This window comes from Vibrio sp. R10-SG-ISO4, assembly GCF_059834135.1.
Genome location: NZ_JCBDHJ010000013.1, coordinates 252,124 through 277,073, shown reverse-complemented (window position 1 = coordinate 277,073; position 24,950 = coordinate 252,124). Strand labels below are relative to the sequence as shown.

The following is a 24,950-nucleotide window of genomic DNA, read 5'->3' as shown; positions in this document are numbered from 1 at the left end:
ATGTAGGGGATCACGCTAAACCGTGCCGGGGGTCTGCTTAGAAGCTCAGCAGGCAAAGCCTAGCGTGATGGTAAACTTGTGACGTTAATGGGTCTTTTTCAGATGGACAATCAACGCCGATTCCGGGTCTAAAATGGGTAAAGTCACACCAATTTCTTTGAGGTTGTCGCCGCTTAATTTCAGCGTCTTATCCAACCATTTCGGTCTTTGTTTCATCAGTTGGAAGCTGGTTTGCGGCATTTCGACGATCGTCACTTCATAACGCGCGTGTTCATCCACACAGCTGACACGCAGCGGCGAAGGTAGCGCGTGATTCGGCATCGCCAATTGACACACCGTCAGCAGCATTTCTTCGCCGTTTTCCACGCCATAGATGTGCTGGCGATCATCAGCAGGGTCGATGCGAAATGAGCGGCCGTGATGCAACAAATGGCGATAGCGTTTATGCAAGGCGATATAGTGCGCAAAGGCGGCTTTTTCTTCTTTGCTGACCGACACGGGATCAAGTTCAACCCCCATATGTCCACCCAAAGCAGTCACACCACGCATGTTGATGCTGTGACGACGGTTGGTTGAGTGACACTCAGCGGGGCCAATGTGCGCCCCCATCACCTCCGGTGGGAAAAAGTAGCTCATGCCACGCTGAATGGTTTGACGCTCCAACGCATCGTTGCAGTCTGACGCCCAGAAACGATGGGTTCGTTTTAAGACCTCAAAATCAATACGTCCACCGCCCGATGAACAAGACTCAATCTCCACTGTTGGATGTGACTCAAGTAACTTATCCACCAAGCGATAAAGCGCCTTGGTTTGACCATGCACCGCCGGTTTGCCTTGATGGCCAGGTTGAACCAATTCACGGTTCATATCCCACTTAAGATAGGTGATGTTGTAGCGGCTTAACAGATCGTTAAGCCTGTCATAGAGGTACTCAAAGCAGAGCGGATTTTGCAGATCTAGCACATACTGCCAGCGACCTGACGGCTGATGATAGCCTTGTAAGCCCAGCACCCAATCAGGGTATGCGCGGTAGAGATTGGAATCTTGGCTCACCATTTCAGGCTCCACCCACAAACCAAACTCCATGCCCTTATCATTAACGTGTGCAATCACTGGCTCGAGCCCATCGGGGTATTTGTTTTCATCCAGATACCAGTCTCCGAGGGCGCTTCGCTCACCGTCGCGGCCCACAAACCAACCATCATCAATAATGAATCGCTCCACGCCCATTTCTGCCGCTTCGCTGGCCATCTGCATGATGTACTCCGGCTTGTGGTCAAAATAGATGCCCTCCCACGTATTCAGATGCACTGGACGAGGCTTGGTTTGAGGGAAACGCACAATATGAGAGCGCACGAACTGATGGAAGCGCTCAGAAATACCGTTGAGACCGGTTTGGCTGTACACGCCATAGAGCCAAGGTGATTGGTAAATGTCGCCGGGCGATAAGCGCATTTCACCAGAGAGCAGCAACTCACCCGCTTGAACAAAACGGCGTCCGTCACTTCGCACATCAGCGCGCATTTGATGGTTGCCACTCCAACCGAGGTGAACACCCCACACCTGACCTTGCTGCTCACTAAAGCCATTGGTTCCGACAAACAAGCCTGGGAAATTCTCGTGAGAGGTACGTCCACGGCGATTCTCTTGCATAAAGCCACCATGTTCAAAGCGCTGACGCTGAGTTTGGAACTCATGACACCAACGGCCGTGGAAGGTCATCAGTTCATTCGCGTGATTCGGCAATGGTAGCGTCGACGATAGCTTGCCAAGGTAATAGGTTGATGCGCCAACATTTTTTACCGCAACACGTTTTTGCAGCACATCGCTGACAGGATCCAGTTGCAACTCAATCGTGAGCGCGAGCCCTGCCACATCATCACTGAGCTCAAAGGTTGCGCTGTGATCGTTGTGAGAGACTCCCGTCACCTGGAAAACCGGTGCCCAGTCTTCTCCATCACGATGCCCTTCTATACCCGGTGCATTAAAGTGCCCACTACCGAGTTCAGGACACAAGGACAAAGGCACATCGACATCCAGTCGAGCTTGAGATATTGGTCGCTCGGTAGAGAGCAGTAAATCCTCATCGATTTGAGCAATCTTCGCTCCCCAATGAAGAATCTCAGGAACGCGATCCACTTTAATGATCACGCTGTGTTGTTGACTTGATAAATGAATAAATTGGCTCATACACCCTCTTGATGTTTTCGCAAACATAATGAATAGATTCATTGTGCTAATTTTCACTAGCGATACGACAACACCCGCCTATAAATGTGATCAATATTAACCTCATACTGACAAGACTGTGCACCACTTCAATTTGTTTTCGGAAACAAAATTGTCGTGTTATGATCACATTAAGTTCGTGATATTGGAGTGGTGTTTTTATGTCCGTCACCTTTAAAGATGTCGCAAAATTGGCCGGTGTATCAACGCAGACTGTCTCACGTGTCACCAATGGTGCTGACAGTGTCTCCCCTGCCACACGCGATAGAGTCAACGCAGCGATCAAGGCGTTGGGCTACGTGCCCAATAAGGGCGCACAAATGCTCAGCCGAGCGAAAAGTCATATGGTGGGCGTGGTGTCATTGGATCTCTCGTTGCATGGCGTGGCACTGATTGACAGTGGAATTCGCCAACAGGCGCAACAGTTGGGTTATGGCACCGCACTCTCTGTGGTCAGCCAGACAGACATGGACGCGATGAAAAGCGCCATTCGTGAGCTGATGGCGCAGCAAGTGGACGCCATCATCATCAATGCCCCATTAGATAGTGGCCAAGCGGTGCAGTTGGTCGAGAAGTTCTCGCAGCTTCGCTTAGTCTTTATCGACGTTCCGCCCGATACGCCAGCCCACTCGGTGTGCGCCGCTCACTATGAGGGCGCAAGTCTTGCGGCCCAGCATTTGATTCACTGTGGTCGCGAGCGTTTTGTGCTGATCTCAGGGCCACAAGAATCCACGGCGTCATCCCTACGCTTACAAGGCTGGCAAGAGACCCTCTCAAACCATCAAGCGCAAGTAGTGCTGTGTGAAACTGGGAATTGGCAGGCCGAGAGCGGCTATTTGGCCATCAAAACCGCCCTTGCAAGGCGTCTCTCATTCGATGCGGTCTTAGTGGCCAGTGACCAAATGGCGCTGGGCGTTCTCTGCGCCCTCAATGAACATGGTATTCGAGTACCCGATAACGTTTCGGTGGTGGGCTTTGATGGTCAACAAGACAGCGCCTATTTCACCCCTGCCCTCACCACTGTCGAGCAAGACTTTTTCACCATTGGTCAACAAGCGGTCAAGATCGCGATTGAGAGTGACAACAGAGACCCTCACCAGCGCGCCCAGATCACCGTACCTGTTACCCTCATCCAACGAGAGAGTAGCGCGATGAAAGTCGCCCAGCCCTTGGACAAGAATGCGATTGTTGCCAAGTTGGAAGAGATAAAAGCGCTGCTTTGAACGCGGAGAATGACCGGAATCCAACACGTAAAAAAACCGCCTTGCGGCGGCATGGTCAAACTGCGTTCGACAGAGTTGTGAGCGACCATCAAACCAATACTGAGCCTAAATCGAACCTATCCGTTTAGGCTCTGGTACCTTTATTGCTGACAACCGTCCGGGGGGCACTAGTTGTAAGCACGAGCCAAGATACCGTTCCCTTGATATTGGTAAACGTTAGAATTATGGCTGACAAACACCGACTCTCCTGGACGCAGAGTGACGTGTTCATCATTGGCACTGATGACCGCTTCACCCTCAACACAGAATAAGATTTCTGCGCTGCGCAGGTAGATGGATTTCACTTCATCCGTCGCAGACAGAACATCAAAACCGAAATCATCGACAGGAATCGGATAACTCAACTTACCCTCTTTAAGTACGGGCTCCAGCTTAATGTGGCGAGGATCAATAGGCTCAAAACGCGTGTTATCTATCAGCTCTGGAACATCAATGTATTTCGGCGTCAGCCCCGCGCGTAGAACGTTATCAGAGTTTGCCATGATCTCCAGCCCTGTCCCTTGTACATAGGCGTGAGGTGTTTCCGCATGTAAGAACATCGCCTCTCCAGGCGCCAACTCAACCGTGTTCAACAACAAGGGTGAGAACAAGCCAATGTCATCTTTATAGTGTTGTTTAAAATCCGCAACGTACTGAAATGCTTCACGTGACATAGCGGTTTTTGCAGGGCGCTCAATCGCGGCATACAGCTCTTCGAGAGCAAACTGCTTCGCAGCGCCCTCGAGTGACATAATCGCGCTAAAAAAGCACTTGAGCGAATCGCTATTGGGTTGCTGCTTAAGCTGCGCCAATTCTTGGCTTAGTGACGATATGTTGGCTTCGTTAAACAGCGCGATGATCTCTGCGATAGGACGAAAACCATTCATGGCTTTGTAGAAGGTTAACGCATACACCAACTCCGGCTTGTGATTCGGATCTTTGTAGTTACGGTTTGGCGCATCTAGGGCAATACCCAAGGCGTTTTCTCTCTCAAAGCCCTGTTGTGCTTTCTCTTTGCTCGGGTGGACCTGTATCGACAACGGCGTTTCTGCCGCCAGTACCTTAAACAGATAGGGCAACTCACCAAAACGAGCAGCCGTGTAATCTCCAAACATACCTTTGCTGTCTTTCGCGATCACCTCTGACAGCAACTCTCCCGTGGCGGCAATTTTAGAACAGCCATTTGGGTGCGCACCCATCCAAATTTCCGCTTGCGGCTCATCGTTAGGGTTCTGAATACCAAATAACTTGGAGATGGCATGTTTACTTCCCCAAGCGTAGTTTTGAATGACGTTTTCTAGTTTAAAAATCGACATGATGCTTCTCACAACAGCTTAACAAGAGCCTGCGAGAACGCAGGCTCATTGGGTTCACGACGGAGTTAAAATTTCACTTGGAACGATTTGGCTTGGCAGGCTTGAAGCGTTGCGAATGATTGCATTTCGACTTCGCTCTCTTTCACTTGCTCATCCAAGCCTGTTTCACGCCATGAACGGACTGGACGCGTGAATGACACGCAGTCTTCTATCTCACCGCTCTCTGCTGGGTTATAGACACGCAGAATTAAGGCATCCTCGTCTTCCGCTTTTTTCAACACACCGAGCACCGCACCTTGTTGAGACTTGCTCAGTAGTGAGTAAGTTAACGGCTTGTCTTGCTCACCCACATTCAACTTCATTGCGTTGTAAGGAATCTTGTTGTAGCACTCAATCGGTGTGACGTTATCGCGTGCATGCGCCATGATGTTGGCGTCAATGTGATTGCCCGCAAATCCATACAGCGCGAAATGGCACTCCAACGGTCCACGGGTTTGAGAGTCTGGCGTAGGAATTTTAATGCCTGATGGACGACCAGGACGCAGCAACAGTTCTTCTTTACCCAATACACCCACACCACGAAGCAAGGTGAGCGCGAAAGTGTCACGCTGATCGTCACCTTGGCTTGCGATCACTTCAAACTCGCGCAAACCGTTAGTCATGATAGCCATACCGCCCGCCTGATTTTCCACGGCAGCGAAATTCATCAATTGATAGACAGGAACAGGCGCTTCCTTCCAACCTTCTTGCTCCCACACCGCCATCGCTGGGTCATTCGTTGGACGAGTAATCAAACCAAACTGGTTGTCGGCCACAACGTGCTCTGAAACAAATGGCGTTGGAATCAACACGCGAACTCGATGGTCGTCTGCTTGATTGTCCACCAGCATGCGCACATCAATACGGCGAGAGCCCTGCGCAAGCACCACTTGGCACTGGACATGCACATAGCCATTTTGACCGCTACGAGCCTCTCGTTCTGTCAAATCTGCGGGTACCGCCATGCGAGTTTCGATGGTTGCAACGGACTGGAATCCTTCATGTTTTACCGACGTGTTGGCATCAAACTCATCAGAATAGAGTAACCACTCTTTGCGCGACGGCGAATAATCGTATTCATCACCATCGTCCGAACCATCTTCAATGCGCAGCACTTGATCAAACGTCATGTGCGTTTCTTTATCAAAAATAGTCAGTGTTCCGTTGGCGTTGACTTGGATGCGGTAAAACTCGTTTTCCATCACCTGCGCCTGATCTGGGGTATCCACACCTTTTTGTGTGCCGGTTTGGTTGGCTTCAATATGCAATGTCGTGTAACCCATTGCAGGAACGGCGTGTTTGATTTGAATGTCATATTCGATGAACGGATCGTAGTTGCCGTAATGAACGATTTGACGGTCAATCTTGCCAGGGTCAATCACACGCTGATCTTGGATGTAGTACTCAACCGGTTTGCCTTGGTCATCAAACAAGTTAAACGTATCGGCACGAATCGTAATCGTGGTGTTGATCACTTCATCGCGCTCATAGGGCGACAAGTTGAATAGCGCAAGCTTGTCACACCCTTCGCGCTCAGGCATGTGATCAACGATTTTGCGCTTGTAGAAGTTGATGAGGTTCGACGCCATATCATCCGCGAGAATATAACGGTTGAGGATTTCCGCATGCACCTTGTCAGAACAACAGCAGCCGATCGAGTCGTGTGCATGGTTCTTCATGCTCTCTTTCCACATCTTTTCAATCAGACCGTGGTGATACTCAAAACCGAGTGTCCATGCGATAGAAGCTAAGGGCTCAAGAATGTTCACAATCTTGTTCTCAACCTGAGCGTGGATCAGTTTAATGTCCATACGCGTCGAAGAAATGGTGCGATGAACACGCATGTACTTTCCATCATTAAACTCGCCTTTGACGGTATCTAGGTTGTCGCGTTCCTCACGAATGCGGTCAAACACCTCCTCAAAGCGGCTCATCATAAATTCGCGCTCAGGGTAGATCTCACGCAGCTTGTCCATCACCTCAAAGATGTCTTTTTGGATCGGCATCTGGTCATGGCCATTGGGTAACAAAATATCTTTGGTAACTGATGGCTTTTCCAATACCGGGAAATATTTATCAAGACGCGCACGCAAACCTGCTTCATCTTGAGGTAAGTATTTACCAATCGCGTAACCTAATGGCAGCACTTGTGCCAGAACTTCAGAACCGTCGTTAGACTGCCATACAAACTCAGTCTTGTTGGTCCCATGGCGCTCAGAACAACCACGCCAGAACATGGCGGTGTCAATTCCGAAGCCGTTGTAAATCATAGGCAGTTGTGAGCTCATGGAGAATGAGTCGGGCAAGTAGCCAATCTTCATTGGCTCCCCTAACGCCAGACAATCACGCATGCCATACAGCATGTTACGAACGATCGATTCACCCGATACTTGCATCGTGTCGGTTTGCGAATACCAAGGACCAATAATCAGTTTGCCCGCTTCTACAAGAGATTGAACGCGCTGTTTGTTTTCCGGCTTGATCGCGAAGTAGTCTTCCAGTACGGCTGTCTGGCCATCCAGTACGTAATACTTGTACTCGGGATCGCTCTCCAGACGTTGCATGATTTCTTCCATATTGTTGATCAGAAGAATGCGTGACTCTTCGGTGGTGAAATACCACTCGCGATCCCAGTGCATGTGAGGAGTAATATGAACGCGTGATGTAGTCATTGTGTGTACCTTTCGAACTGCATTGCAGTGTTGAATTCGTTGTATACCAAGGGAATAGGTGTGCTAAATGAGGGCACAGTTATCCTGTGCCCTGAGTTATTATTTTTATTTAGAGAGAGTGCGGCTTACTGAGCGACCTGGGCTTCAAATTTGCCCTTTTTTACCGCATGTGCTCGCCACATAAGTAGAGTGATAGTCGAGATGGCTGTACCAATGAGCGCTGCGCCCAACCAGATAGCCGCGGCGGTAAAGCCACCTAATCCCGAATCATGAAGTAAGAAGAGAGAGAAGATACCCGCTCCTGGCGTGGAGAGGCCGATCCCCGCCGCACCAATCATCGCGCCTGTCACCACTGAACCCAGTAAGAAGGAGCCAATCACTCGGATAGGATCTTCGATCGCCATAGGAATGGCACCTTCCGTGATGCCAGCAAGGCCAAGCAGCCAAGTGGATTTGCCCGTTTCTATTTCAAAGTCCTTAAATAGACGAGGAGCAAGAAGCGTAGACGCTGTAACAGTGAACGCCGATACCATTTTGACCGAGCCAAAGATAGCGTATGGGCCATAAACACCATTTGCCATCGCGCCTAGACAGAATGCATAAGCGGCTTTGTTGACCGGCCCACCCAAGTCAAAGGAGACAAAGCAACCAATGACCGCGCCAAGCAGCAACGCATTAGTACCGGATAAACCGTTCAACCAATCTGTGAGCCCTTGGTTTAACCATGCGACTGGCTTACCAATCACAAACAACATCAAAGAACCCGCAACGAGCGTACCGATGACAGGGTAGAGATAAAAGGTCAAAAAGCCGTTAAATGAAGGGCTGAGACGAATGTTCTCTTTCACCCAGCGCATCACGTAACCTGCAATCAAACCGCCAACGACGCCGCCCAGAAAGCCGGAGCCAATCAAGTTCGCGGCAATACCCGCTGCAAAACCGGGACCGAGAGCGGGTTTATCCGCCAATGAGTAAGCCGTATACGCAGCTAACACAGGCACCATAAGTGTCCCTAGTAGGCCACCGCCCAACTTGCGATACATCCAAAGCCAAGAATCTTGGGTGGCGTATAAGTCTTGCAAGTCAAAAATTTGCGCGATAAGAACAGCGACAGCAAGGACCGTACCGCCAGCCACAATCAAAGGTACCGCGTAAGAGATACCAGAGAGCAGCGCTTGTTTGAGCTCGGTTTTCAGTGGTAGTTTTTTTGGTTTATCGTCGGTCGCGATAGTGCGCTCAGCCCCGATACCTTTTTTACCTGCTTCGACAGCCTGTTGCAAAATACGCTCAGAATGCTTGATTGGCTCTGCCACGGGAACTTCAACACGCGGAATACCGTTGAAACGCTCGATTTCTTTAATGGCGACTTCAGCAGCAAACACGACAGCCGTGGCCTTGTTGAGTTGCTCTGCGGTAAGCCTATCTTCAATGCCATTTGCGCCTTGCTTCTCGACATGTACGTGATAGCCCAGCTTCATACCCGTTTTCTCAAGGTATTCTGCTGCCATGTACGTATGCGCGATGCCCGCAGGACAGGCAGTGACGCAGACAATTGTCGGCGCATTTGTATCTAAGTTGTCTTGTTTTTTAGATGTCTCTTGCTCGTTACTGAGTAGCGTGAGAATTTGTTCTACTGTTGTCGCATTAAGGACCGCTTCACGTGTGTCATCATCGACCAATGTGGTCGTCAGCTCAGTGAGCAAATGCATGTGCGTCGACCCAGCTTCTGCATTAGGAATCGCGATAAGGAAGATCAGATTCACCTCTTCTTCTTCATCTAATCCTTGCCACTTGAGATCCTGTTTTAAGGTCGCGACGGCAAACGCCGCCTCTTTGACCGCATCCGTCTTGCCATGAGGTACAGCTAAGCCTTCGCCAAGCGCCGTTGGGCCTTGTTCCTCGCGTACAAACACCGCTTTGAGAAACTCGTCTTTATCATGCAGCTTGCCTTGTTGGTTTAGTTGTTCAGCAAGCGCTTTTATCGCTTCATCACGACTGTTAAACGTCGTTTGTAGGTTGATCAGCGATGGGTTGGTAAGAGATGTCAAATTCATAACTTTTGTCCCATTGTCTCATTCGTGTATTGTTGTCTGTTCAACAATGAGCCCAATAATACATCTTAAATACAAATGATCCATGATCGAGATCTCATTTGCGTCAATATATGTATTAATGTTGTATTATCAGCAAAGGAATAACTTACAAACAACCACTTGTCATATTGCACTAAATTCGTATGATACCTCTAAAATATAGCGTATTTGGGACTCAGTACAGCAGGTGTTGTCTCAAAGGGTGAGTAGCAAACGAGGTCCACATGGCAAGACTGCCAATGTATCGACAAATCGCAGATGCGATACGAGAAAAGATCCGCTCGGGAGAGTACAAAGTCGGTCAAGCTCTTCCAACTGAAGCACAGCTGAGAGAAGCCTTTTCCGTCAGCCGCGTGACGGTTCGACAAGCGTTAAAACTGCTGGTCGAAAATGAAGAGCTGGAGAGCATTCAAGGCAGTGGCACCTACGTCAAAGAGAACAAAGTTAACTACGACATCTACCAACAGAGTAGCTTTGCAGAGAAGTGGGCGCATTTAGATGGGGTCACTCACAGTGATGTGTTGTCTTTTGAAATTCAAGCCGCATCGCTGACGATGGCTGAACACCTCGACATCAAAGAAGGAGAGCGTATTTTTTATATCAAGCGCGTTCGCTTTCTTGACAACAACCCCATTACCGTCGAAGAGACCTGGATGCCTACCGCCATGTTCCCTGATCTGACCTACCAAGTGATGCAAGGGTCAAAATACGACTATATTGAAAAGCAGAAAGGATTGGTCATTGATCGCAGCGAACAAGAGATCATTCCCGTTTTACCTCCGCAAGATATTGCCGAACTACTGGGCATAAACCCAGCCGACCCCATCATAGAAAAGCGCACACGAGGCTACCTGCTTGGTGATGTCGTGTTTGAGTACAGCCGAAACTACTTTAAGTCGAGTGACTACAAATTTACCTTAGTCGCCAAACGCCATAAAGGTTAAAGCGTTTCACTCGCCAGACTTGAACCAAGGTCCATCTCAACGCGTAAAAGGTCAAAAAACCTCTGCGAGTGATTAATGAATCTATCTCAAGAAATGCAATCCCGAGTCATCGAAATGGCTTGGGAAGACCGAACCCCGTTTGAGGCCATTGAGTGGCAATTTGGTCTCAATGAATCCGCTGTTATTCAGTTGATGCGTCTCCACCTCAAACCACGCAGTTTTAAGCTTTGGAGAGCAAGAGTCAGCGGACGGGCAACCAAACACCTCCAACGCCGAGATCCACGCGTTTTACGGGCCTATTGTCCCACGCAATACAAGCTGCGGTAGCCCTAGCGATACAGACAGCACCAAACTCGTATAGATAAAAAAATACCCACTAGAGCAAATCTCTAGTGGGTACGAACATCATCGCTTTAGCAAGTCAACGCATTACTCGTAATCAGACGCGTAAGTGTCTTCATAAGAGTGCGAGTAGAACTCAAATAAGTTACCAAACGGGTCTTCTAGGTACACCATTTGCGCTTGCTTAGAATCATCTTCAGGATGGTAACGGTGAATATCCATGCGCACTTTACCGCCAAACTCTTCTACGCGCTTGATCGCTGGTTCAAATTGCTCTTTAGGGAGTTGAAGACAGAAGTGGAAGATACCTAGGCGAGAGAAATCAACCTTGTGGCGCTCTTCACGGTCAACCATTTCAAACAGCTCAACACCGATCCCATCGGTTGTCACTAAGTGAGCAATGTTAAACCCTTTAAAGCCTTCACCAAAGACAGCAATACACATACGACCGATCGCAGATTCGCGCTCTTCGATCACTTTGGTGTTGTTCATCACAATGCGAAGACCGAGTGCTTTCGTGTAGAACTCGACCGCTTTGTCCATATCACCCACCATGATACCAACGTGGTTCATTTTCATAACTTTCTCCAAAAACTGATTTATTTGTTGCGTGTTTTGTTTCGATAGAGAGAAGTATAAGGACGACCAAACAAAATGAAAAATTATCGATAGTTATAAAAATAATAACGAAAATTTATTATTTGTAGCCAGCAACCTAAAAAAGTAACCCGATGAGTGAGAGATGCTACGTGTATGAGCAAGTCGCATCATAATTTAGAGACCGTTCTATCGAGCCCTGACTAGTTCATCTTAATATGCCCAGCCGCTTTGATTTTTACGTGAACCATATTGCCCTGCAGATAACTCAGTGGAATTTCACTGCGCTCGATAATGGAGACATTCTCCCCACATGCACCCGCTTCAATCGCTAACTGCTTTGCCTGCTCTTCTAGTGTTAGCAACACTTCTTCACGCAAAGTGGGTTCAATCGGTACTATTTTATCGAATTGCCCGGAAATCTCCCCAAGAGCAACCCCAATCGCATTAGCAACTTCAAAATGTTCTGGACGAACCACTTGGCTTACCCCTTCGAGATGGTCTGGGAAAAGCGCACTGCCCCCCCCGACCATAATCACAGGCACACTGGCAGCAGAGGTTTTCATCTTGTCGATACCCTCTTCCACATCAAGCACCATTTGTTGGTAAACCGCCTTTGCTTGCTGCTGAGTAATGCCGATGTTATCTGTCAAAGGATGAGCAGCTTGCCACTGCATGTTGCCTGTCTTTAGCGCGACATCCGTTAACGTCAGCTCATCACCGCCAAAGCTGCGCGCCGCGGAAGTCAAGGTGTGGCCAACACTTTCAGGTCCCAGAACGATATGTTCTTGATCAATGGCGACCTTGGTTCCGCCACCAATCGCTAATGCCAGAATATCGGGCATTCGGAAGTTGGTACGCACTTCTCCGATTTCGACGGCTAGACTAGACTCACGAGGGTATCCGTGGGTAAGCACGCCAATATCGGATGTTGTACCACCCACATCAACCACAATGGCATCTTTGAGTTTAGTAAGATGACTCGCGCCACGAATAGAGTTGGTTGGGCCACAAGCGACGGTTAAGATTGGGTACAACAATGCGAACTGCTGTGACATCAGTGTGCCATCGTTCTGACCAAAGTAAGGCGTTGTTTGAATACCGTGATTGACTAGAGCACTGCAAAATCCGTCAACAAAGCGCTTGGCTGTGCCTTGAAGCGCTGCATTCAAGATTGTTGCATTCTCACGCTCGAGTAAGCCTAAGCTTCCAACCTTGTGAGACAGTGAGATATTCACACCCGGAAGCTCTTCAGCCACCCACACAGCAGCTCTCAACTCTTGATCACCATTCACCGGAGAGAACACACCACAGATGGCAATCGAGTCAACCTGATCTTTCATCTTTCGGCAGACATCGCGGATCTGCTGCTCTTGTATCTCAGCGATGAGTTGACCATCGTATTCATATCCACCGTGCGTTTGATAGAAGTGTTCACCAAGTAATCTCTGCCATGATTGGCTCCAACCACACAATGGCGGAACGCTATCACCACTAGGTAAAGAGAGGCGGATCATACCCACTCGGTCGAGTCCTTTTTTCTCAACAATCGCATTGGTGCATTGCGTTGTGCCAAGCATCGCATGCTTGACATGCGAGCCATCAATGTTCACCTGCTCCAATAGCTTTGATATTGCATTATCAATCCCGGTTGAAATATCATGAGTGGTGGCGGTTTTGATCTTGGCAATCACGTTGAGATCGGCATCGAGCAGCACACCATCGGTGTTCGTGCCGCCAACATCAATACCCAAACGGCAGTAATCTAATCTATTGTTTATCATCCCATTACTCCCCTCTAAGCGCCGATTTCAATTGTTCGATAGGCTGATAATCCACGGTATAACCAAAGTAGTTTGGTCCTGCTACTTCAATCCCTTTCGCTGTGCGCCACTTCGGATCGCAAGGGTAAGCGATTAAGTCGATGCGCTGACCATATCGCAGTTGTTCCGTAGTGATGGGCTTGCCTGTTTCATGGTCAAGGATCGAGATAAGGTCAGGAGTTGATGCCAACAAGTTCTCTTGTGACATATCCGCCCTACTGCGTCCTTTATGGGCGAGTAGAAGCTCATTCTGGAACTGGACAAAGACTAAATCCACCCCCGAGTCTTCAAACTGAGCAAGTTTCTCGATCACCACCCCACCCGTGGCAAAGCCACCATCGGTTTGGCGCTGAATATCAACGATCTTGCCGCTAATCAGGATATGACCACCGACAATATCCAACACCGCTTGAGTGCCGCTTTGGTTGCGCTCATTGGCTTGGCGTATTGATTCACCAATTTTCATCGCTTTGCTCAGCGTCGCTGGCAAAGCACTGCGCTTGAGGGTTTTCCCCTCCATTGGGTAATCACACATGGCTGCAGAGCCGCCCATTTGCTCGGTAATTGGGCGAGCAAACTTTTCAGACCAAATTCCATCAACCGGATAGAGCGCGACCACGTTGCCTCGCTCGTCAGCTAAGGTATTGGGTGCCGATGGCAAGCCATCAAGAAAGAACGTGACCATTTGTGCTTCAGGGAAAGCGCGTCCCATCGCATCACAATCAATGACAGGGATGTTCTTTTGTGCTGCCACCAAGATAGGAATGAGTGAGTTGAAGCCGCCCACTTCAATCGGGAATGTCGCTGCTATTTCGGTTTCAAGCGCCTTCTCCATCGCCTCATACGCCATAAGCATTTGATCTTTAGAGTTCAGCTTTTCAACTGCCACCGTCGGTGCTCCAATCATGGACGAAGGAACGGTCATCCAATCGTCCTGCACGTCATCCAAAGCGATTAATTGCACAGGTTGCTTTGCATTCGCAATCGCCACCTTGGCCATCAACGCGCCGCTGTATGGGTCACCACCACCTCCGGTGCCAAGTACGGTGGCACCCAGAGCGATATCGTCAATCATCTGTTCAGTAATAATCACTACAACTTTCCTTATTACTTAATATCCATTCACTTAGGAAGATTTTGCTGCTTGAATAACTTCATCAGAGCAAGATAGAACACGCCTGAAGCAACAATGCCATCCAGTGCTGAAATGCTGGTCAACGAGAATAGGTCAAAGAACTCTGGGGCCGTACAAGCACTAAATACAGTACCAAACACCCAAGATGCCAAACCTTTAAGCATCCAGTCCGGCACTTGTTGAATGTTCTCAAAGCTCATTTTGTTCGAATCAAGCACATAGTACTGTGCGATATAAACGCCCGCTGCGGGTGCGATAGTGACACTCAATAGCATCAAGAACTCAGTGAACTTGTCCACCATGCCTAATTGGGCAATAGCGATACCCGCGACCGTCATCAAAATCACTAGTATGGGACGTGGCACATTTGGCAATACCATCGACATACATAGGCCGCCAGACGTGAGGTTGCTACTGTTGGTCGTCCATTGAGCGAATACCAACACGATGATGGCAGCCATTCCCAAGCCTAGGCTAAAGAAGACTTCAACTAGGTCATCAGTACCGGTCATTTTAGTCAAAATAAGAGCGATAAGGATGATGGCACTGTTGCCAACGAGAAAACCAATACCTGCACCTAAGATCGCATCTTTACGGGTCTTCGCGTAACGAGCAATATCTGGCGCGGCGACGGCAGCTAGGATCCAGATGGACATCACAAACGAGATTGCTTGCCCCATCGTTAGGGGATCGGTGATTGAAGGGGCGCTACCACCTTTGTAATCCGCCGCCATGAACAAGCCAAGAGTAATGAGGGTGACCATGAGAGGCACAGAGTAAGTACTGAGCTTACCCAGAGCACGGACACCATAGATTGCCGTCGCCATCATCAGAATACTGCCACCAATCAGCGCAGATAGATGAGACACCACAATCTCATAGTTTGCCAGAGCATCAACGAGGATGAATGCAAAGAAGTCTGCTTGGAACGCAAACCAACCGACCAGCGAGATACCGTTGATAAACCCAAGAATCTTACCACCATTACGACCAAAAACGGCGCTACTCACTAAAGGCGTAGACACACCAGATTGAAAGCCGATATTAGCGCACAGCATCGCAATCACCGCGAGCAGGCCAGAGCCGACAAAGGTTGCAATAAGGGCATCTTCAAAACCAATACCACTACTGAGGATAGAGCCCAAGAAAAGCCCAGAAATATCGATACCAATCGCTAACCAAATGAGGCTTATCACCCACCAAGACCGCTTGGCTTTTTCTGGCACTGGCTCTAACTCGAAGTCATCGATTGCCTTGTGAGTCTGAGTTTTTTGGCCTGGCTCTGTCGTCTCTTCTTCTATGTATGTTTCTTTACTCATGCTGCATCCTTGCATTGTTATTCCATAAGCCTGAATAAATCATACTGGTGTATTTTTTATTATTAAATGAATATAATAAAGTTTAAACATAACAAAAAACAAATGTATTAATTAAAATGAGTTCAAACAATAAGTTAGATAAGCGTGACCTACGAAGATTAGAGCTTTTTTGTGAAATTGTTGAGCAAGGAGGCATCAACCAAGCGGTTGCAAGTACAGGACTTAGTCAACCCGTACTAAGCAATCAGCTTATTGCATTAGAAAAGAGTCTAGATTTAACACTATGCCAACGTGGAAGAAAGGGGTTCGAACTGACTCACGAGGGCGAGAAAGTCTATAAATATGCAAATCAGATAAAATCTACCCTTATTGACTTTGCTTATAAATTACGAGGTGTGAAAACTGAACTCTCGGGGCACGTCCGTATTGGCTGCTTAGACAACACTGTTACACTCCCCAATAACCCACTACCTAAAGCAGTTGAGTCATTTTATCAGCGCAGCGATAGCGTCGAAGTGAGCATTGAAGTCGGTGATTTCACTCAACTCAACGAAAAACTCGGCAAAAACCAAATTGATATCATGGTCGTGGTACTGGGGACACATCAAAAGCCTGCCTTCAAGCATAGTTACCCATTGTTTGATGAACGAAGCTACCTCTACGCACGCCGCGATCTAGCCGATAAAATCATGGACCGAGATTTTTCCCTTGATGGCTGTCGTATCAATATGGGCGGCTACGCCAAGGACGAAATGTTAGAACTCCTCAACGTCGAGCAATATGCCTCAGTTAAGCCCTACGATGGTTGGCATGTAGAGTCTAGCGTGCTTCTCACCCTGGCTGGCACCCATTTGAGCTTTCTGCCTTCTCACTTGATTGATCGTGGCCATTACGACCAATCTTTAGTTCCATTGCAACCAGAAAAATGGTTTCTAACTAGCCAGTTCTATGCCGTGATGAAGCAGCCACTTGATTCACTTTCTCCCGTGGCGCAAGCTTTCTTTGAGGAACTGTACAAGTTTACCGATGATCTCTCGGGTTGATTTCATTCATACCAATAACTTTCATGTCAGTGGTTACCGCTCGTCATGCACCAGGTTACTAAAAGTATACTGATTGCATTCAATCTCTAGGTAACTAATATATACCGGAATAGACTTGCAATTAGGTGCCCACTCGTTCACCTATTCGATGTGGGTCTTCAATCACTATGAGTGACGTTTTTATTATCAATGCTGATAAATGACGTTATGTCGCTTCTTAAAATGACGCGGTGCTATATGAAAGCAAAAGTTGAAGTTGACCCAAAAGGGCGTAAGAGCGTTGTTGATGCCTGCTCCGAACCTTGTGCGATCGAAAAAGGTATGAGGATTTTGGGCTCCAAATGGAAAGGCTCCATCATCTACCATCTCAAAGATGGCCCAGTGAGGTTTAATGATCTGTCCAGAATGTTGGGCGGCGCTAGCAAGAAGATGGTCGATCAGCGTCTAAAAGAGCTAGAAAGTGAAAACATGGTAATACGTCGTGTGCTCAATGAAAAACCCCTGGCAGTCAGCTACGAACTTACTGAGTTTGGCCGCAGTGCGTTATCGATTCTTGATGAGTTGAGAAAATGGTCTGAAAGCAACAATGTGCAACTCAAATAATGAATGTTCCGCTGAAATAGCGTGCGTAACCTTCATCGCTTCCCTCTATAACGTAACAAGGCAACCAAAACTGTTGCCTTGTTGTATCTCGAACCTAGCGGCTCAGTAGTCTAGCGTGCCACGAATAGGGTAATGGTTGTCTGGATTGCGAATCCATGCCAAACCTCGAGTCAGTGCTCCAAGTTCTGGCCTGACAAACGGGTTATTGGATAGATCAACCACGTGTAGGTTGCCGTGTTCATTGACAACAAACAACGCCGGCTCTGCAAAGTTATGGTCGGTTTCAGCTTCGGAGCGTGGTAGCGATATGTAAAGCCCTAATGTCTTCATTTGTTGCTCAGTAAGACCGTAGGCGATTGGGAAACTGATATCGAGCTTGTCTAGGTGTTGCTCCAATTGTTGCTTCGAGTCAGCAGAGACAGCCAGAATATCAACGCCCGCCTCACTAAAGGCTTGTTTATAGGTATCAATTTCATTCAGATACTTAGTGCAAAGTGGGCAATGTTTACCACGATAGACAAACACCGCTTGCCATGTTGCATCACCTTGAGGCTGGCCTAGCTTGACTGTGGTTCCATCCAGCTTTGTTGCCTCTAATGTAGGAAAAGCGTCACCCGCTTTGAGTTTTTGTGAGTAAGTCATCTCGGCTCCTGGGATTGAAGTCATTACTAACTAGAAAAAACGATAAGATACTAATAGACCAGTTGCAACCAGTATACTTTTAGTAACCTAGCTTTGATTCGTCTGAGCCATTAACTCAGTTAAGATCTGTTTGTAACCTTCCACAGGATGCGCACCAGACACCGCATGTTCTCTGTTGAAAATCACCGTTGGCACACTCGATATGCCCAGTTCTTGCCATTGTTTCTCAGTACTGCGGATTGAGTTACGTCGCTGAACATCATCTAGCCAGCGCATCCCTTCTTCAGGATCTAGGCCTACAGTGATGAGCTCTTGCTTGAGAATCTCACGGTCAGAGACATCTTTCTGTTCACTGAAAAATGCGCTAAATAAACGTATTTTTAGCTCAGTCTGCTTGCCTAAGCTCTTGGCGTAATCGAGTAAAAGGTGTGCATCAAACGTATTTACCATCTTCATGTCATCAAAGTAGTTAAACTTGAAGCCATGTTCAGCGCCAATGCTGGCGATACGAAGGCGCGCGTTGTGACTTTCCTCTGCGGTACTGCCATATTTGCGAGCAACGTGCTCTCGAAGGTTTTCACCGTCAGCAGGCATATCCGGGTTCAACTCAAAAGGCTGCCACTCGATCTCGATGCGATCTTCAATGCCGAGTTGTTTGATCGCCGCTGTTAAATGGTTGTATCCGATGATGCACCACGGACAGACAACATCACTAACAATATCGAGCTTAATTGTATTATTCATATGGGTCCCTTACTTAAAGCACTGTGCTCAGAACAATCTTCTCAAAAGTGTGCGTCTAAGTGCGCTTCAAAGCGAGCAAAATCGTTCTCAATGTCGGCGTTTTTCATCACGTCGTAGCAAGCAAAGGTTGGCAGTGCAGACATACCAAAGAAGCGGAAGTTTGCGTGCATGTGGAACATCAAATCATCGACACTACGACCTTGGAATAGGTACTCAGTATCATCATTAAATGACTCTTCTGGTGCATTGAATGTGAAAGAGAGCATGTATTTTGTATTGGTACGAGTGCCGCCTGTTCCATAATTTTTCTTTGGCTCTTCCGGCGTTCTACCATCAAAAGCACACAGCGCACCGCCCATTCCCGCCGTGAAGACATCATCCATGTATTTTTTGAAAGACCACGGAATCGTCATCCAGTTGACAGGCGATTGGAGTATTACTCGGTCTGCCCACTCAAAGTTCGCCAGTTGTTCATCCACTACGATGTCATCTTGCATTGTGACAACGCGAACCTCATGACCCTTTGATTCTAACTGGGTGCGAGCTTTCTTTACTAAAGCCGCATTGAGTTTGCCTTCAGAAAATGGAGATGGCTCGTGTGCGTTAATGATTAGAACGTGACTCATGATATTAACCCTTCAATAATTGGCTGTATGACAAAGCGAGCAATAATCTCGCTGTGTTGCGGTTTATTATGGTTACCTACATTTCGAGTGCAATTAGTTAACTTTTAGTAACCACCCTGAAGGTTGATAAAAATTACATTAACTACATGTTTAATATGACTTTAATTTTTTGCATTGGAGCAGACATATGAGGGGAAAGGCGACTCTAGGTTACCAAAAGTAGACTAGTTGAATTCTTGGTCAGGTTGCCGCGGGTTTAGCGTCGGGAGATGCAAGCAGTGCTAAAACAGAGAATAGAAAGAAATGGGTAGTCTGTTATCTTGCGACTAGACATCTCCTGCTGAACATTATTCATGGGCTGTAACTGTGAAATTTTTCGTCGCTCATTGTTGCCTCGCTCCTTCTCAGGACCTGCGAACAGAATACCTGATCAGCACACCAATAGGCCAAGTCAATCTAATCCGTATTTTGATCTCTTATACTACGAAATTTTCCGTAGCTCGCCCCCAAAATTACACGTCGATTCACACAACAGGCTGATATTAGTTTAGTTTCATAACAAATGGCAGAAAAATATACGGAATTCAAAGGCTGAAAAAGTCCGCCTATAAAGCGTTAGCTGACACCTACATAATTGAGATAGGAGTATTATGAAAGAGGATTTGAGAATATATGCCAAAGGCTTGGCATTTACTGGAGGTAGTTTTAGCCTGCGCTCTCTCGATGTATTTATTTCAAATTATCGAAACATTCTATATCAACTCATAGCTGTTAGTTTAGGAAAGTCTAAAGCGGATAGACATATACGTGAACAAATTGACTATCAAGTAGAAATTAAAGAAGGTTCTATTGAGCTGTTGGTTGATTTCGTTATGAACAACAAGGCGCTTTTTGCGCCTCTTGCCGACGACGGTGGCTATCAACTATCCAATACAATTGTTTCATTGTACAAAGACGCTATTGCGTTAAGGGATGCTGTTGCAACCTGAATGATGGTTCGATCTTAATTGGTGACCCGAAGATTTTACTAGCTGCGCAAACGACCAAATCTGCCGTTGATAATGTCATAAAATCTATAGATGGCTCAAATGTAGAATATGTCGACTTTGGTTCGGGTGTAAATGATCTTCGATTACATGAAAAAATAAGAACTTACTAGGTCGTCGCAAAGAGGAAATACCCACGACACTCAATATTATCGGTCGATTGGATATGATTTCCGTCAGCAGTCACCGAGGTGCAATCGTATCGGATTGTCAGCGTTTTAATGTCACTTGGGATGAAGAGCTTAGGGACAAACTATTGAAGGTTGTTGATGTTGAGGCAACTCAGTTTAAAGCTAGACCCGTAATTGATCATGAATCATTAAGTGACAAAGAAATTGGTTTCCATATCGTCGACTGTTCGCAGTTGCAAATTGACTTAAACGTTTAAGTTAATCAGCTAACAAGTTACTCAAGTGGCCGTCATGGAGCTTGCTATACTCAAAGTGATAGAATAGTATCACTTTTGTATTCCTTTGGAGCAGCTCTCATGAAAGTAGAACTAGTTACATCACTCAAGCGTCAAGCAACTAAGATCCTCGCAGATCTCCACGACACAAAAGAACCAGTGTTAATTACTGAACATGGTAAGCCATCCGCGTATTTAGTTGATGTTGATGATTACGAGTTTATGCAAAATCGTTTGGCTATTCTGGAGGGTATTGCGCGAGGTGAGCGCGCACTAGCTGACGGCAAAGTGGTGAGTCATGATGAAGCCAAGGACAAAATGTCAAAATGGCTGAAATAATCTGGACTGAGCCAGCGTTATCTGACCTCAATGATATCGCTGAATACATAGCACTTGAAAATGTCGTAGCGGCAAAGCAGTTAGTACAAACGATTTTCTCTAAAGTCGAACGCCTAGAAACTTTCCCTGAATCAGGTCGTATTCCGCCAGAATTAGAACATTTAAGTTATCGTGAAGTTGTCGTTAATCCATGTCGTGTTTTCTATAAACAGGACAGTGACAAAGTCTATATTCTGTTTGTTATGCGTGCTGAGCGAGATTTGCGTAAGTTCCTGTTGAGTAAGCAATAACCTTTGGGGATGAGCGCCATACAAGTGTTTAAGGCTACAAGATACTTTTCCTCATCTGACCTGATAGCTTTAGGCAGATGAGCTAAGAAGGTGTTGTCCAAATACGCGTTAGCCCAATACAACCCGGCATTGAGATAACCGCAGTGATGGAAAGTCAGTGATTTCAGTGCCCTGATCAAGGCTCAATCTATCCGAGTAATAAACGTCTGCTCGTCATCCACAAACGCGACAAAGCCGCCGTGATAGATAAACACTCGGCCACGTCCCTCTACTAAACAAGCAAGCTGTGGGTTCAGATCTTCTTGGTTATCTTGGCTTTGAAAAGTCCCGGTGTCGGTGATAACGCCGCTGAGCCTAGGCAAACAACCGTACGTGCGCTTAGCTTGATCAATCAAACTCAATTCGCTGGCGGTAGAAAAGCAACGGGGTATCTCACCTGCGTCTTCAATGAATAACGTTTTAAATTCTTCAAAAGCGGTAATCACCAGCCAGTCGATACCGTTTACATGATGGATGAACATAGTGTTTCTCGTTGATTTTGACGCGGAGATCTTATCACTATCAGGGGCAGCACCTCTATACATAGGTGTTCTTGTTTCAGGTGGAGAGTACGCTTGACTGGGATGACATGGTTTTCGAACCAATAAGAGTCGAACATCAACATCTGCACATACTCGTCACCGCTTTCACTCCGCCTTCGCCACAAAAATCACCGCAATCCCGCCAAGCACCAAAGCCGAAGCCAATACAGCGCTATAGGTGATGGACTCACCAAGCCCAATAGAACCGGCAAGAAAGGCGATCACCGGAACGGCGAGTTGTGCGATGGAGGCCTTGAGCACGGTGATCTGCTTGAGCACTTGATACCAAAGGATATAACCCAATCCTGAGGCGGCGATACCCGAGGCAAGCGCCCACATCACACCCGAAGAGGTTAGGGTGACATCCATAAGCAGCGCGGGGCTGGCGAGCAGTGCGAGGAGGCTGGCGAGAATAAATCCGTGGGTAATCGCAACGGATGCGACACCGCTTTTTTTGCCAAGCACGGTAAACATCGCCCATGCAACGCCAGAGGCCAACATCAAACTCGCTGCGCCAAGGCTCGGTGATTGCGCGGATGGCAGCATCAGAACCACAAAACCTGTCACCGAGGCCAAAATACCGACTTTCTCCAGCTTAGTCAGCGCATTGCCTGAGACTACGTGATAGGCAATTAACGTCATTTGCACCATACCAAACAGCAGTAGCGCGCCCGTCCCTGTGCTGAGTTCGGTATAGGCGTACGAGAAACACACCGCATACACAAACAGAGCGATAGCAGACCACCAACTGAGCGGCGAACGGAGAAAACCGAGCGACGCCTTACCGTGAAAGTGACCGCGCATAAACAGTAAAAGGGCTAAAGTGACCGCACCGGAGAAGAGACGCAGCAAGGTGAAGCTGCCTGGGTCAATCGCGCCGCTTGCCAATGCAAGACGACAAAAGAAGGAGTTGGCGGCAAAGGCGGTAAGCGCCAAGCACAAGGTCATCATGTGGGGCATAATGCGAGAAAATCCAATCTAAGAGGGTATGAGCGTCCGTTACGTGAAGCGCCAGTATACCCCAGCACTTAGCGTGCGCGAGCTAATAAGCCCGCGCGGTTTAGTCGAATCACTTATGACTCATGCCTTTCGGTTATGGTGGCTTAAATACGCCTGCGCGCACTCTCTGCCCATGTACTTGCCCAAAGTTCTTGCGGGTAATGACGTCAGTTCAACCACAATCAAACCATCTAAAGCAAAATGAAAAGCAGGGTCAACATTGAAGCACACCAGTTTGCCATTTAGCCCCAGATATTGCCGCAACAGGACCGGCACCCCTACCCCACGCTCTAAGCGCTGCAACACTTTCGACAATAACGGCAGTTCGGCCAATGAACTGAGCATGTCGGGTCGCCAGAAGGTGTTGCCGCTCTCTTTCAGTGGCGTGGTGGGTCGAACCAGTTTCGCCTTGTCTTGATCGTAATGATGCACCGTCATCACCGATGCGATGAGCTGTCGCGCCACTGGGCTGTAATCATTGCTAATGCTGACAGGCCCAAACAAATGGGTATAGCGGGGGTGGCGCGCCACAAACGCCGCAATCCCTTTCCAAAGAAGCAGCAAGGAGTGCAGATTTTTTTGGTATTGCTCGGCGACCACTGAGCGGCCAAGTTCGATGGATTGCCCCAACTGGCTAACAAACGCGTGATCGTACTCGAACAGGCTGCGAGAATAGAGCGCCTCAATGCCGCCTTGCGCGGTGAGCTCATCCACCAAACCGAGTCGATAAGCGCCCACCAACGCGCGATCGCCGCGATGCCACACAAAGAGTTGATGGTATTTGGGGTCGAAATCATCGACATCACAGCCGCGTCCTGAGCCTTCACCGACGGCGCGAAAACTCTCCTCTCGTACTCGCCCGATCTCTTGCATCATGCGCGGCATCCTCGCGGTGGGCACGCAGTAGACCACAAACTCGCCCTGTTCGAGCAGTTGAAAGTCGCTGAGCGTCGCCATCTCTTGCTCGAGTTCTGCTACTGCAATGGGGGCGATGATCGGCTGCTGGGCACTTTCAGGAGATCGCCGAGTTGCTGTATTCTCCTCTCGACTGCCCATCAAATAGGTGTTCAGCCGCAGATAGTGGGTCAGTTGCTGATCATCATCGAAATGTTGCAGTTCAGAAAACGGGATCGGCGCTCCGACTGAAACAGAAATCGTCTGCCCGGATTTATTGAGCAGCTCACGCCCAAGCATGGCCGTTCTCAATAGCGGATGCACACGACCGGCTTGATAGAACCATTTGCTGTTCATGCCTTGAATAAAAATAGGTACGGTTGTCGCCTCGGCATGGCGGACAAACTTCGCCACCGACTGGCTCCACGCTTTATCGGTGATTTGCTTCGCATCGGCTTGCCATGCCGACACTTCTCCCGCAGGAAAGAGAATCAGCACTCCGCCCTCTTTTAAGTGCTGATTGGCCTCAGCAATCGCGCGCCGATTGGTGGTTCTTGCCCGCTCACCGCCGAACACATCCACGCCGATGAACAGTGAATCGAGCTCTGGTATCCGCTTAAGCAACTCATTGGCCAGCACTTTGACATCTTTGCGTACTTGCGCCACCAGCGAGGCTAAAATAATGCCCTCAATACCGCCAAATGGATGATTCGCGACAATCACCACAGGGCCTTCCTGTGGAATGGACGACACACTGCCGTGATCAACTGAATACTGAGTGCCGATTCTCGCCAGCGATTCATGCATAAACTCAAAACTGTCTTGTGGCAGCGCCGCTTGTTGATACAAGGCATCCAACTGCGACAAACCGGTCGCCCATTCAAGCGCTCTTTCGCCAACACCGAACGGGGTTTTACGTGGTAAACGAAATGGACTGGCGTACATAATCACATCCTCTTGATTAAC

The 24,950-nt window shown here is 48.0% G+C and carries 22 protein-coding genes; 8 read left to right on the top strand and 14 right to left on the bottom strand.

Annotation, left to right across the window (positions count from 1 at the left end):
* Positions 1-84: 84 nt before the first annotated feature.
* Positions 85-2,190, bottom strand: coding sequence for an alpha-galactosidase (locus AC6R03_RS07790; protein WP_500630895.1), 2,106 nt, complete (start codon positions 2,188-2,190; stop codon positions 85-87).
* 200 nt (positions 2,191-2,390) lie between these two features.
* On the opposite strand from AC6R03_RS07790, the gene AC6R03_RS07785 reads away from it, so the two are divergent.
* On the top strand, positions 2,391-3,452 hold the full coding sequence (locus tag AC6R03_RS07785) for a LacI family DNA-binding transcriptional regulator (RefSeq protein WP_500630896.1): 1,062 nt from the start codon (positions 2,391-2,393) through the stop codon (positions 3,450-3,452).
* 167 nt (positions 3,453-3,619) lie between these two features.
* On the opposite strand, the gene manA is transcribed toward AC6R03_RS07785, so the two are convergent.
* The 3 genes from manA to mngA all read right to left on the bottom strand — a co-directional run bounded on the left by manA (position 3,620) and on the right by mngA (position 9,572).
* Complete coding sequence (gene manA / locus AC6R03_RS07780) at positions 3,620-4,807, bottom strand: mannose-6-phosphate isomerase, class I (protein WP_500630897.1); 1,188 nt, start codon at positions 4,805-4,807, stop codon at positions 3,620-3,622.
* A 65-nt stretch (positions 4,808-4,872) separates the two neighbouring features.
* Entirely contained in the window at positions 4,873-7,518 is a 2,646-nt protein-coding gene (gene mngB, locus AC6R03_RS07775; protein WP_500630898.1) for a mannosylglycerate hydrolase, read from the bottom strand.
* 125 nt (positions 7,519-7,643) lie between these two features.
* On the bottom strand, positions 7,644-9,572 hold the full coding sequence (mngA, locus tag AC6R03_RS07770) for a PTS 2-O-a-mannosyl-D-glycerate transporter subunit IIABC (RefSeq protein WP_500630899.1): 1,929 nt from the start codon (positions 9,570-9,572) through the stop codon (positions 7,644-7,646).
* A gap of 263 nt (positions 9,573-9,835) precedes the next feature.
* Here mngA and AC6R03_RS07765 point away from each other — a divergent pair, with 263 nt between their 5' ends.
* Positions 9,836-10,555, top strand: a complete 720-nt coding sequence (locus AC6R03_RS07765) for a GntR family transcriptional regulator (protein ID WP_487902768.1) — start codon at positions 9,836-9,838, stop codon at positions 10,553-10,555.
* Positions 10,556-10,630: 75 nt separating this feature from the next.
* Positions 10,631-10,882, top strand: a complete 252-nt coding sequence (locus tag AC6R03_RS07760) for a TIGR03643 family protein (protein WP_500630900.1) — start codon at positions 10,631-10,633, stop codon at positions 10,880-10,882.
* 102 nt (positions 10,883-10,984) lie between these two features.
* Here the strand turns inward: AC6R03_RS07760 and AC6R03_RS07755 are convergent, their stop codons facing one another.
* The 4 genes from AC6R03_RS07755 to AC6R03_RS07740 form a co-directional block, all read right to left on the bottom strand.
* Positions 10,985-11,476, bottom strand: coding sequence for a VOC family protein (locus AC6R03_RS07755; protein WP_334553242.1), 492 nt, complete (start codon positions 11,474-11,476; stop codon positions 10,985-10,987).
* A 221-nt stretch (positions 11,477-11,697) separates the two neighbouring features.
* The gene (locus AC6R03_RS07750; protein WP_500630901.1) at positions 11,698-13,278 is read right to left on the bottom strand and encodes a hydantoinase/oxoprolinase N-terminal domain-containing protein; all 1,581 of its coding nucleotides are present in this window, start codon (positions 13,276-13,278) and stop codon (positions 11,698-11,700) included.
* Between the two features lie 4 nt (positions 13,279-13,282).
* A complete protein-coding gene (locus tag AC6R03_RS07745; protein WP_500630902.1) occupies positions 13,283-14,410 on the bottom strand; it encodes an S-methyl thiohydantoin desulfurase family protein in 1,128 nt (375 codons plus the stop codon).
* A gap of 29 nt (positions 14,411-14,439) precedes the next feature.
* The gene (locus AC6R03_RS07740; protein WP_500630903.1) at positions 14,440-15,786 is read right to left on the bottom strand and encodes a purine-cytosine permease family protein; all 1,347 of its coding nucleotides are present in this window, start codon (positions 15,784-15,786) and stop codon (positions 14,440-14,442) included.
* A 101-nt stretch (positions 15,787-15,887) separates the two neighbouring features.
* Here AC6R03_RS07740 and AC6R03_RS07735 point away from each other — a divergent pair, with 101 nt between their 5' ends.
* Positions 15,888-16,814, top strand: a complete 927-nt coding sequence (locus AC6R03_RS07735; protein WP_500630904.1) for a LysR family transcriptional regulator — start codon at positions 15,888-15,890, stop codon at positions 16,812-16,814.
* A gap of 237 nt (positions 16,815-17,051) precedes the next feature.
* Positions 17,052-17,417 (top strand): winged helix-turn-helix transcriptional regulator, encoded by a 366-nt coding sequence (locus AC6R03_RS07730; RefSeq protein WP_334553241.1) that lies wholly within the window; start codon positions 17,052-17,054, stop codon positions 17,415-17,417.
* A gap of 102 nt (positions 17,418-17,519) precedes the next feature.
* On the opposite strand, the gene AC6R03_RS07725 is transcribed toward AC6R03_RS07730, so the two are convergent.
* The 3 genes from AC6R03_RS07725 to AC6R03_RS07715 form a co-directional block, all read right to left on the bottom strand.
* Entirely contained in the window at positions 17,520-18,059 is a 540-nt protein-coding gene (locus AC6R03_RS07725; RefSeq protein ID WP_500630905.1) for a peroxiredoxin family protein, read from the bottom strand.
* Between the two features lie 87 nt (positions 18,060-18,146).
* Entirely contained in the window at positions 18,147-18,803 is a 657-nt protein-coding gene (locus AC6R03_RS07720) for a DsbA family oxidoreductase (protein WP_500630906.1), read from the bottom strand.
* Between the two features lie 41 nt (positions 18,804-18,844).
* The gene (locus AC6R03_RS07715; RefSeq protein ID WP_500630907.1) at positions 18,845-19,429 is read right to left on the bottom strand and encodes an NAD(P)H-dependent oxidoreductase; all 585 of its coding nucleotides are present in this window, start codon (positions 19,427-19,429) and stop codon (positions 18,845-18,847) included.
* Positions 19,430-20,079: 650 nt separating this feature from the next.
* Here AC6R03_RS07715 and AC6R03_RS07710 point away from each other — a divergent pair.
* From AC6R03_RS07710 to AC6R03_RS07700, 3 genes are all read left to right on the top strand, one after another.
* A complete protein-coding gene (locus AC6R03_RS07710; protein WP_500630908.1) occupies positions 20,080-20,418 on the top strand; it encodes a hypothetical protein in 339 nt (112 codons plus the stop codon).
* Between the two features lie 544 nt (positions 20,419-20,962).
* Complete coding sequence (locus AC6R03_RS07705) at positions 20,963-21,220, top strand: type II toxin-antitoxin system Phd/YefM family antitoxin (protein WP_005448240.1); 258 nt, start codon at positions 20,963-20,965, stop codon at positions 21,218-21,220.
* Complete coding sequence (locus tag AC6R03_RS07700) at positions 21,208-21,510, top strand: type II toxin-antitoxin system RelE/ParE family toxin (RefSeq protein ID WP_086495638.1); 303 nt, start codon at positions 21,208-21,210, stop codon at positions 21,508-21,510. The genes AC6R03_RS07705 and AC6R03_RS07700 overlap by 13 nt, the downstream gene beginning before the upstream one ends.
* Positions 21,511-21,692: 182 nt before the next feature.
* On the opposite strand, the gene AC6R03_RS07695 is transcribed toward AC6R03_RS07700, so the two are convergent.
* The 3 genes from AC6R03_RS07695 to AC6R03_RS07685 form a co-directional block, all read right to left on the bottom strand.
* Positions 21,693-22,031: a cytosolic protein gene (locus tag AC6R03_RS07695; RefSeq protein ID WP_500630909.1), complete on the bottom strand. Its 339-nt coding sequence runs from the start codon at positions 22,029-22,031 to the stop codon at positions 21,693-21,695.
* A 165-nt stretch (positions 22,032-22,196) separates the two neighbouring features.
* The gene (locus AC6R03_RS07690; RefSeq protein ID WP_500630910.1) at positions 22,197-23,051 is read right to left on the bottom strand and encodes a DMT family transporter; all 855 of its coding nucleotides are present in this window, start codon (positions 23,049-23,051) and stop codon (positions 22,197-22,199) included.
* 120 nt (positions 23,052-23,171) lie between these two features.
* On the bottom strand, positions 23,172-24,929 hold the full coding sequence (locus AC6R03_RS07685) for a bifunctional lysophospholipid acyltransferase family protein/GNAT family N-acetyltransferase (protein ID WP_500630911.1): 1,758 nt from the start codon (positions 24,927-24,929) through the stop codon (positions 23,172-23,174).
* Positions 24,930-24,950: the final 21 nt, after the last annotated feature.

Coding starts and splice junctions, on each gene's coding strand:
- AC6R03_RS07790 (WP_500630895.1), bottom strand. CDS start 2,190: ATGAGCCAATTTATTCATTTATCAAGTCAACAACACAGCGTGATCATT.
- AC6R03_RS07740 (WP_500630903.1), bottom strand. CDS start 15,786: ATGCAAGGATGCAGCATGAGTAAAGAAACATACATAGAAGAAGAGACG.
- AC6R03_RS07750 (WP_500630901.1), bottom strand. CDS start 13,278: ATGATAAACAATAGATTAGATTACTGCCGTTTGGGTATTGATGTTGGC.
- AC6R03_RS07735 (WP_500630904.1), top strand. CDS start 15,888: ATGAGTTCAAACAATAAGTTAGATAAGCGTGACCTACGAAGATTAGAG.
- AC6R03_RS07700 (WP_086495638.1), top strand. CDS start 21,208: ATGGCTGAAATAATCTGGACTGAGCCAGCGTTATCTGACCTCAATGAT.
- AC6R03_RS07765 (WP_487902768.1), top strand. CDS start 9,836: ATGGCAAGACTGCCAATGTATCGACAAATCGCAGATGCGATACGAGAA.
- AC6R03_RS07785 (WP_500630896.1), top strand. CDS start 2,391: ATGTCCGTCACCTTTAAAGATGTCGCAAAATTGGCCGGTGTATCAACG.
- mngA (WP_500630899.1), bottom strand. CDS start 9,572: ATGAATTTGACATCTCTTACCAACCCATCGCTGATCAACCTACAAACG.
- AC6R03_RS07760 (WP_500630900.1), top strand. CDS start 10,631: ATGAATCTATCTCAAGAAATGCAATCCCGAGTCATCGAAATGGCTTGG.
- AC6R03_RS07730 (WP_334553241.1), top strand. CDS start 17,052: ATGAAAGCAAAAGTTGAAGTTGACCCAAAAGGGCGTAAGAGCGTTGTT.
- AC6R03_RS07690 (WP_500630910.1), bottom strand. CDS start 23,051: ATGCCCCACATGATGACCTTGTGCTTGGCGCTTACCGCCTTTGCCGCC.
- AC6R03_RS07755 (WP_334553242.1), bottom strand. CDS start 11,476: ATGAAAATGAACCACGTTGGTATCATGGTGGGTGATATGGACAAAGCG.
- mngB (WP_500630898.1), bottom strand. CDS start 7,518: ATGACTACATCACGCGTTCATATTACTCCTCACATGCACTGGGATCGC.
- AC6R03_RS07705 (WP_005448240.1), top strand. CDS start 20,963: ATGAAAGTAGAACTAGTTACATCACTCAAGCGTCAAGCAACTAAGATC.
- AC6R03_RS07710 (WP_500630908.1), top strand. CDS start 20,080: ATGAAAGAGGATTTGAGAATATATGCCAAAGGCTTGGCATTTACTGGA.
- manA (WP_500630897.1), bottom strand. CDS start 4,807: ATGTCGATTTTTAAACTAGAAAACGTCATTCAAAACTACGCTTGGGGA.
- AC6R03_RS07695 (WP_500630909.1), bottom strand. CDS start 22,031: ATGTTCATCCATCATGTAAACGGTATCGACTGGCTGGTGATTACCGCT.
- AC6R03_RS07720 (WP_500630906.1), bottom strand. CDS start 18,803: ATGAATAATACAATTAAGCTCGATATTGTTAGTGATGTTGTCTGTCCG.
- AC6R03_RS07715 (WP_500630907.1), bottom strand. CDS start 19,429: ATGAGTCACGTTCTAATCATTAACGCACACGAGCCATCTCCATTTTCT.
- AC6R03_RS07725 (WP_500630905.1), bottom strand. CDS start 18,059: ATGACTTACTCACAAAAACTCAAAGCGGGTGACGCTTTTCCTACATTA.
- AC6R03_RS07685 (WP_500630911.1), bottom strand. CDS start 24,929: ATGTACGCCAGTCCATTTCGTTTACCACGTAAAACCCCGTTCGGTGTT.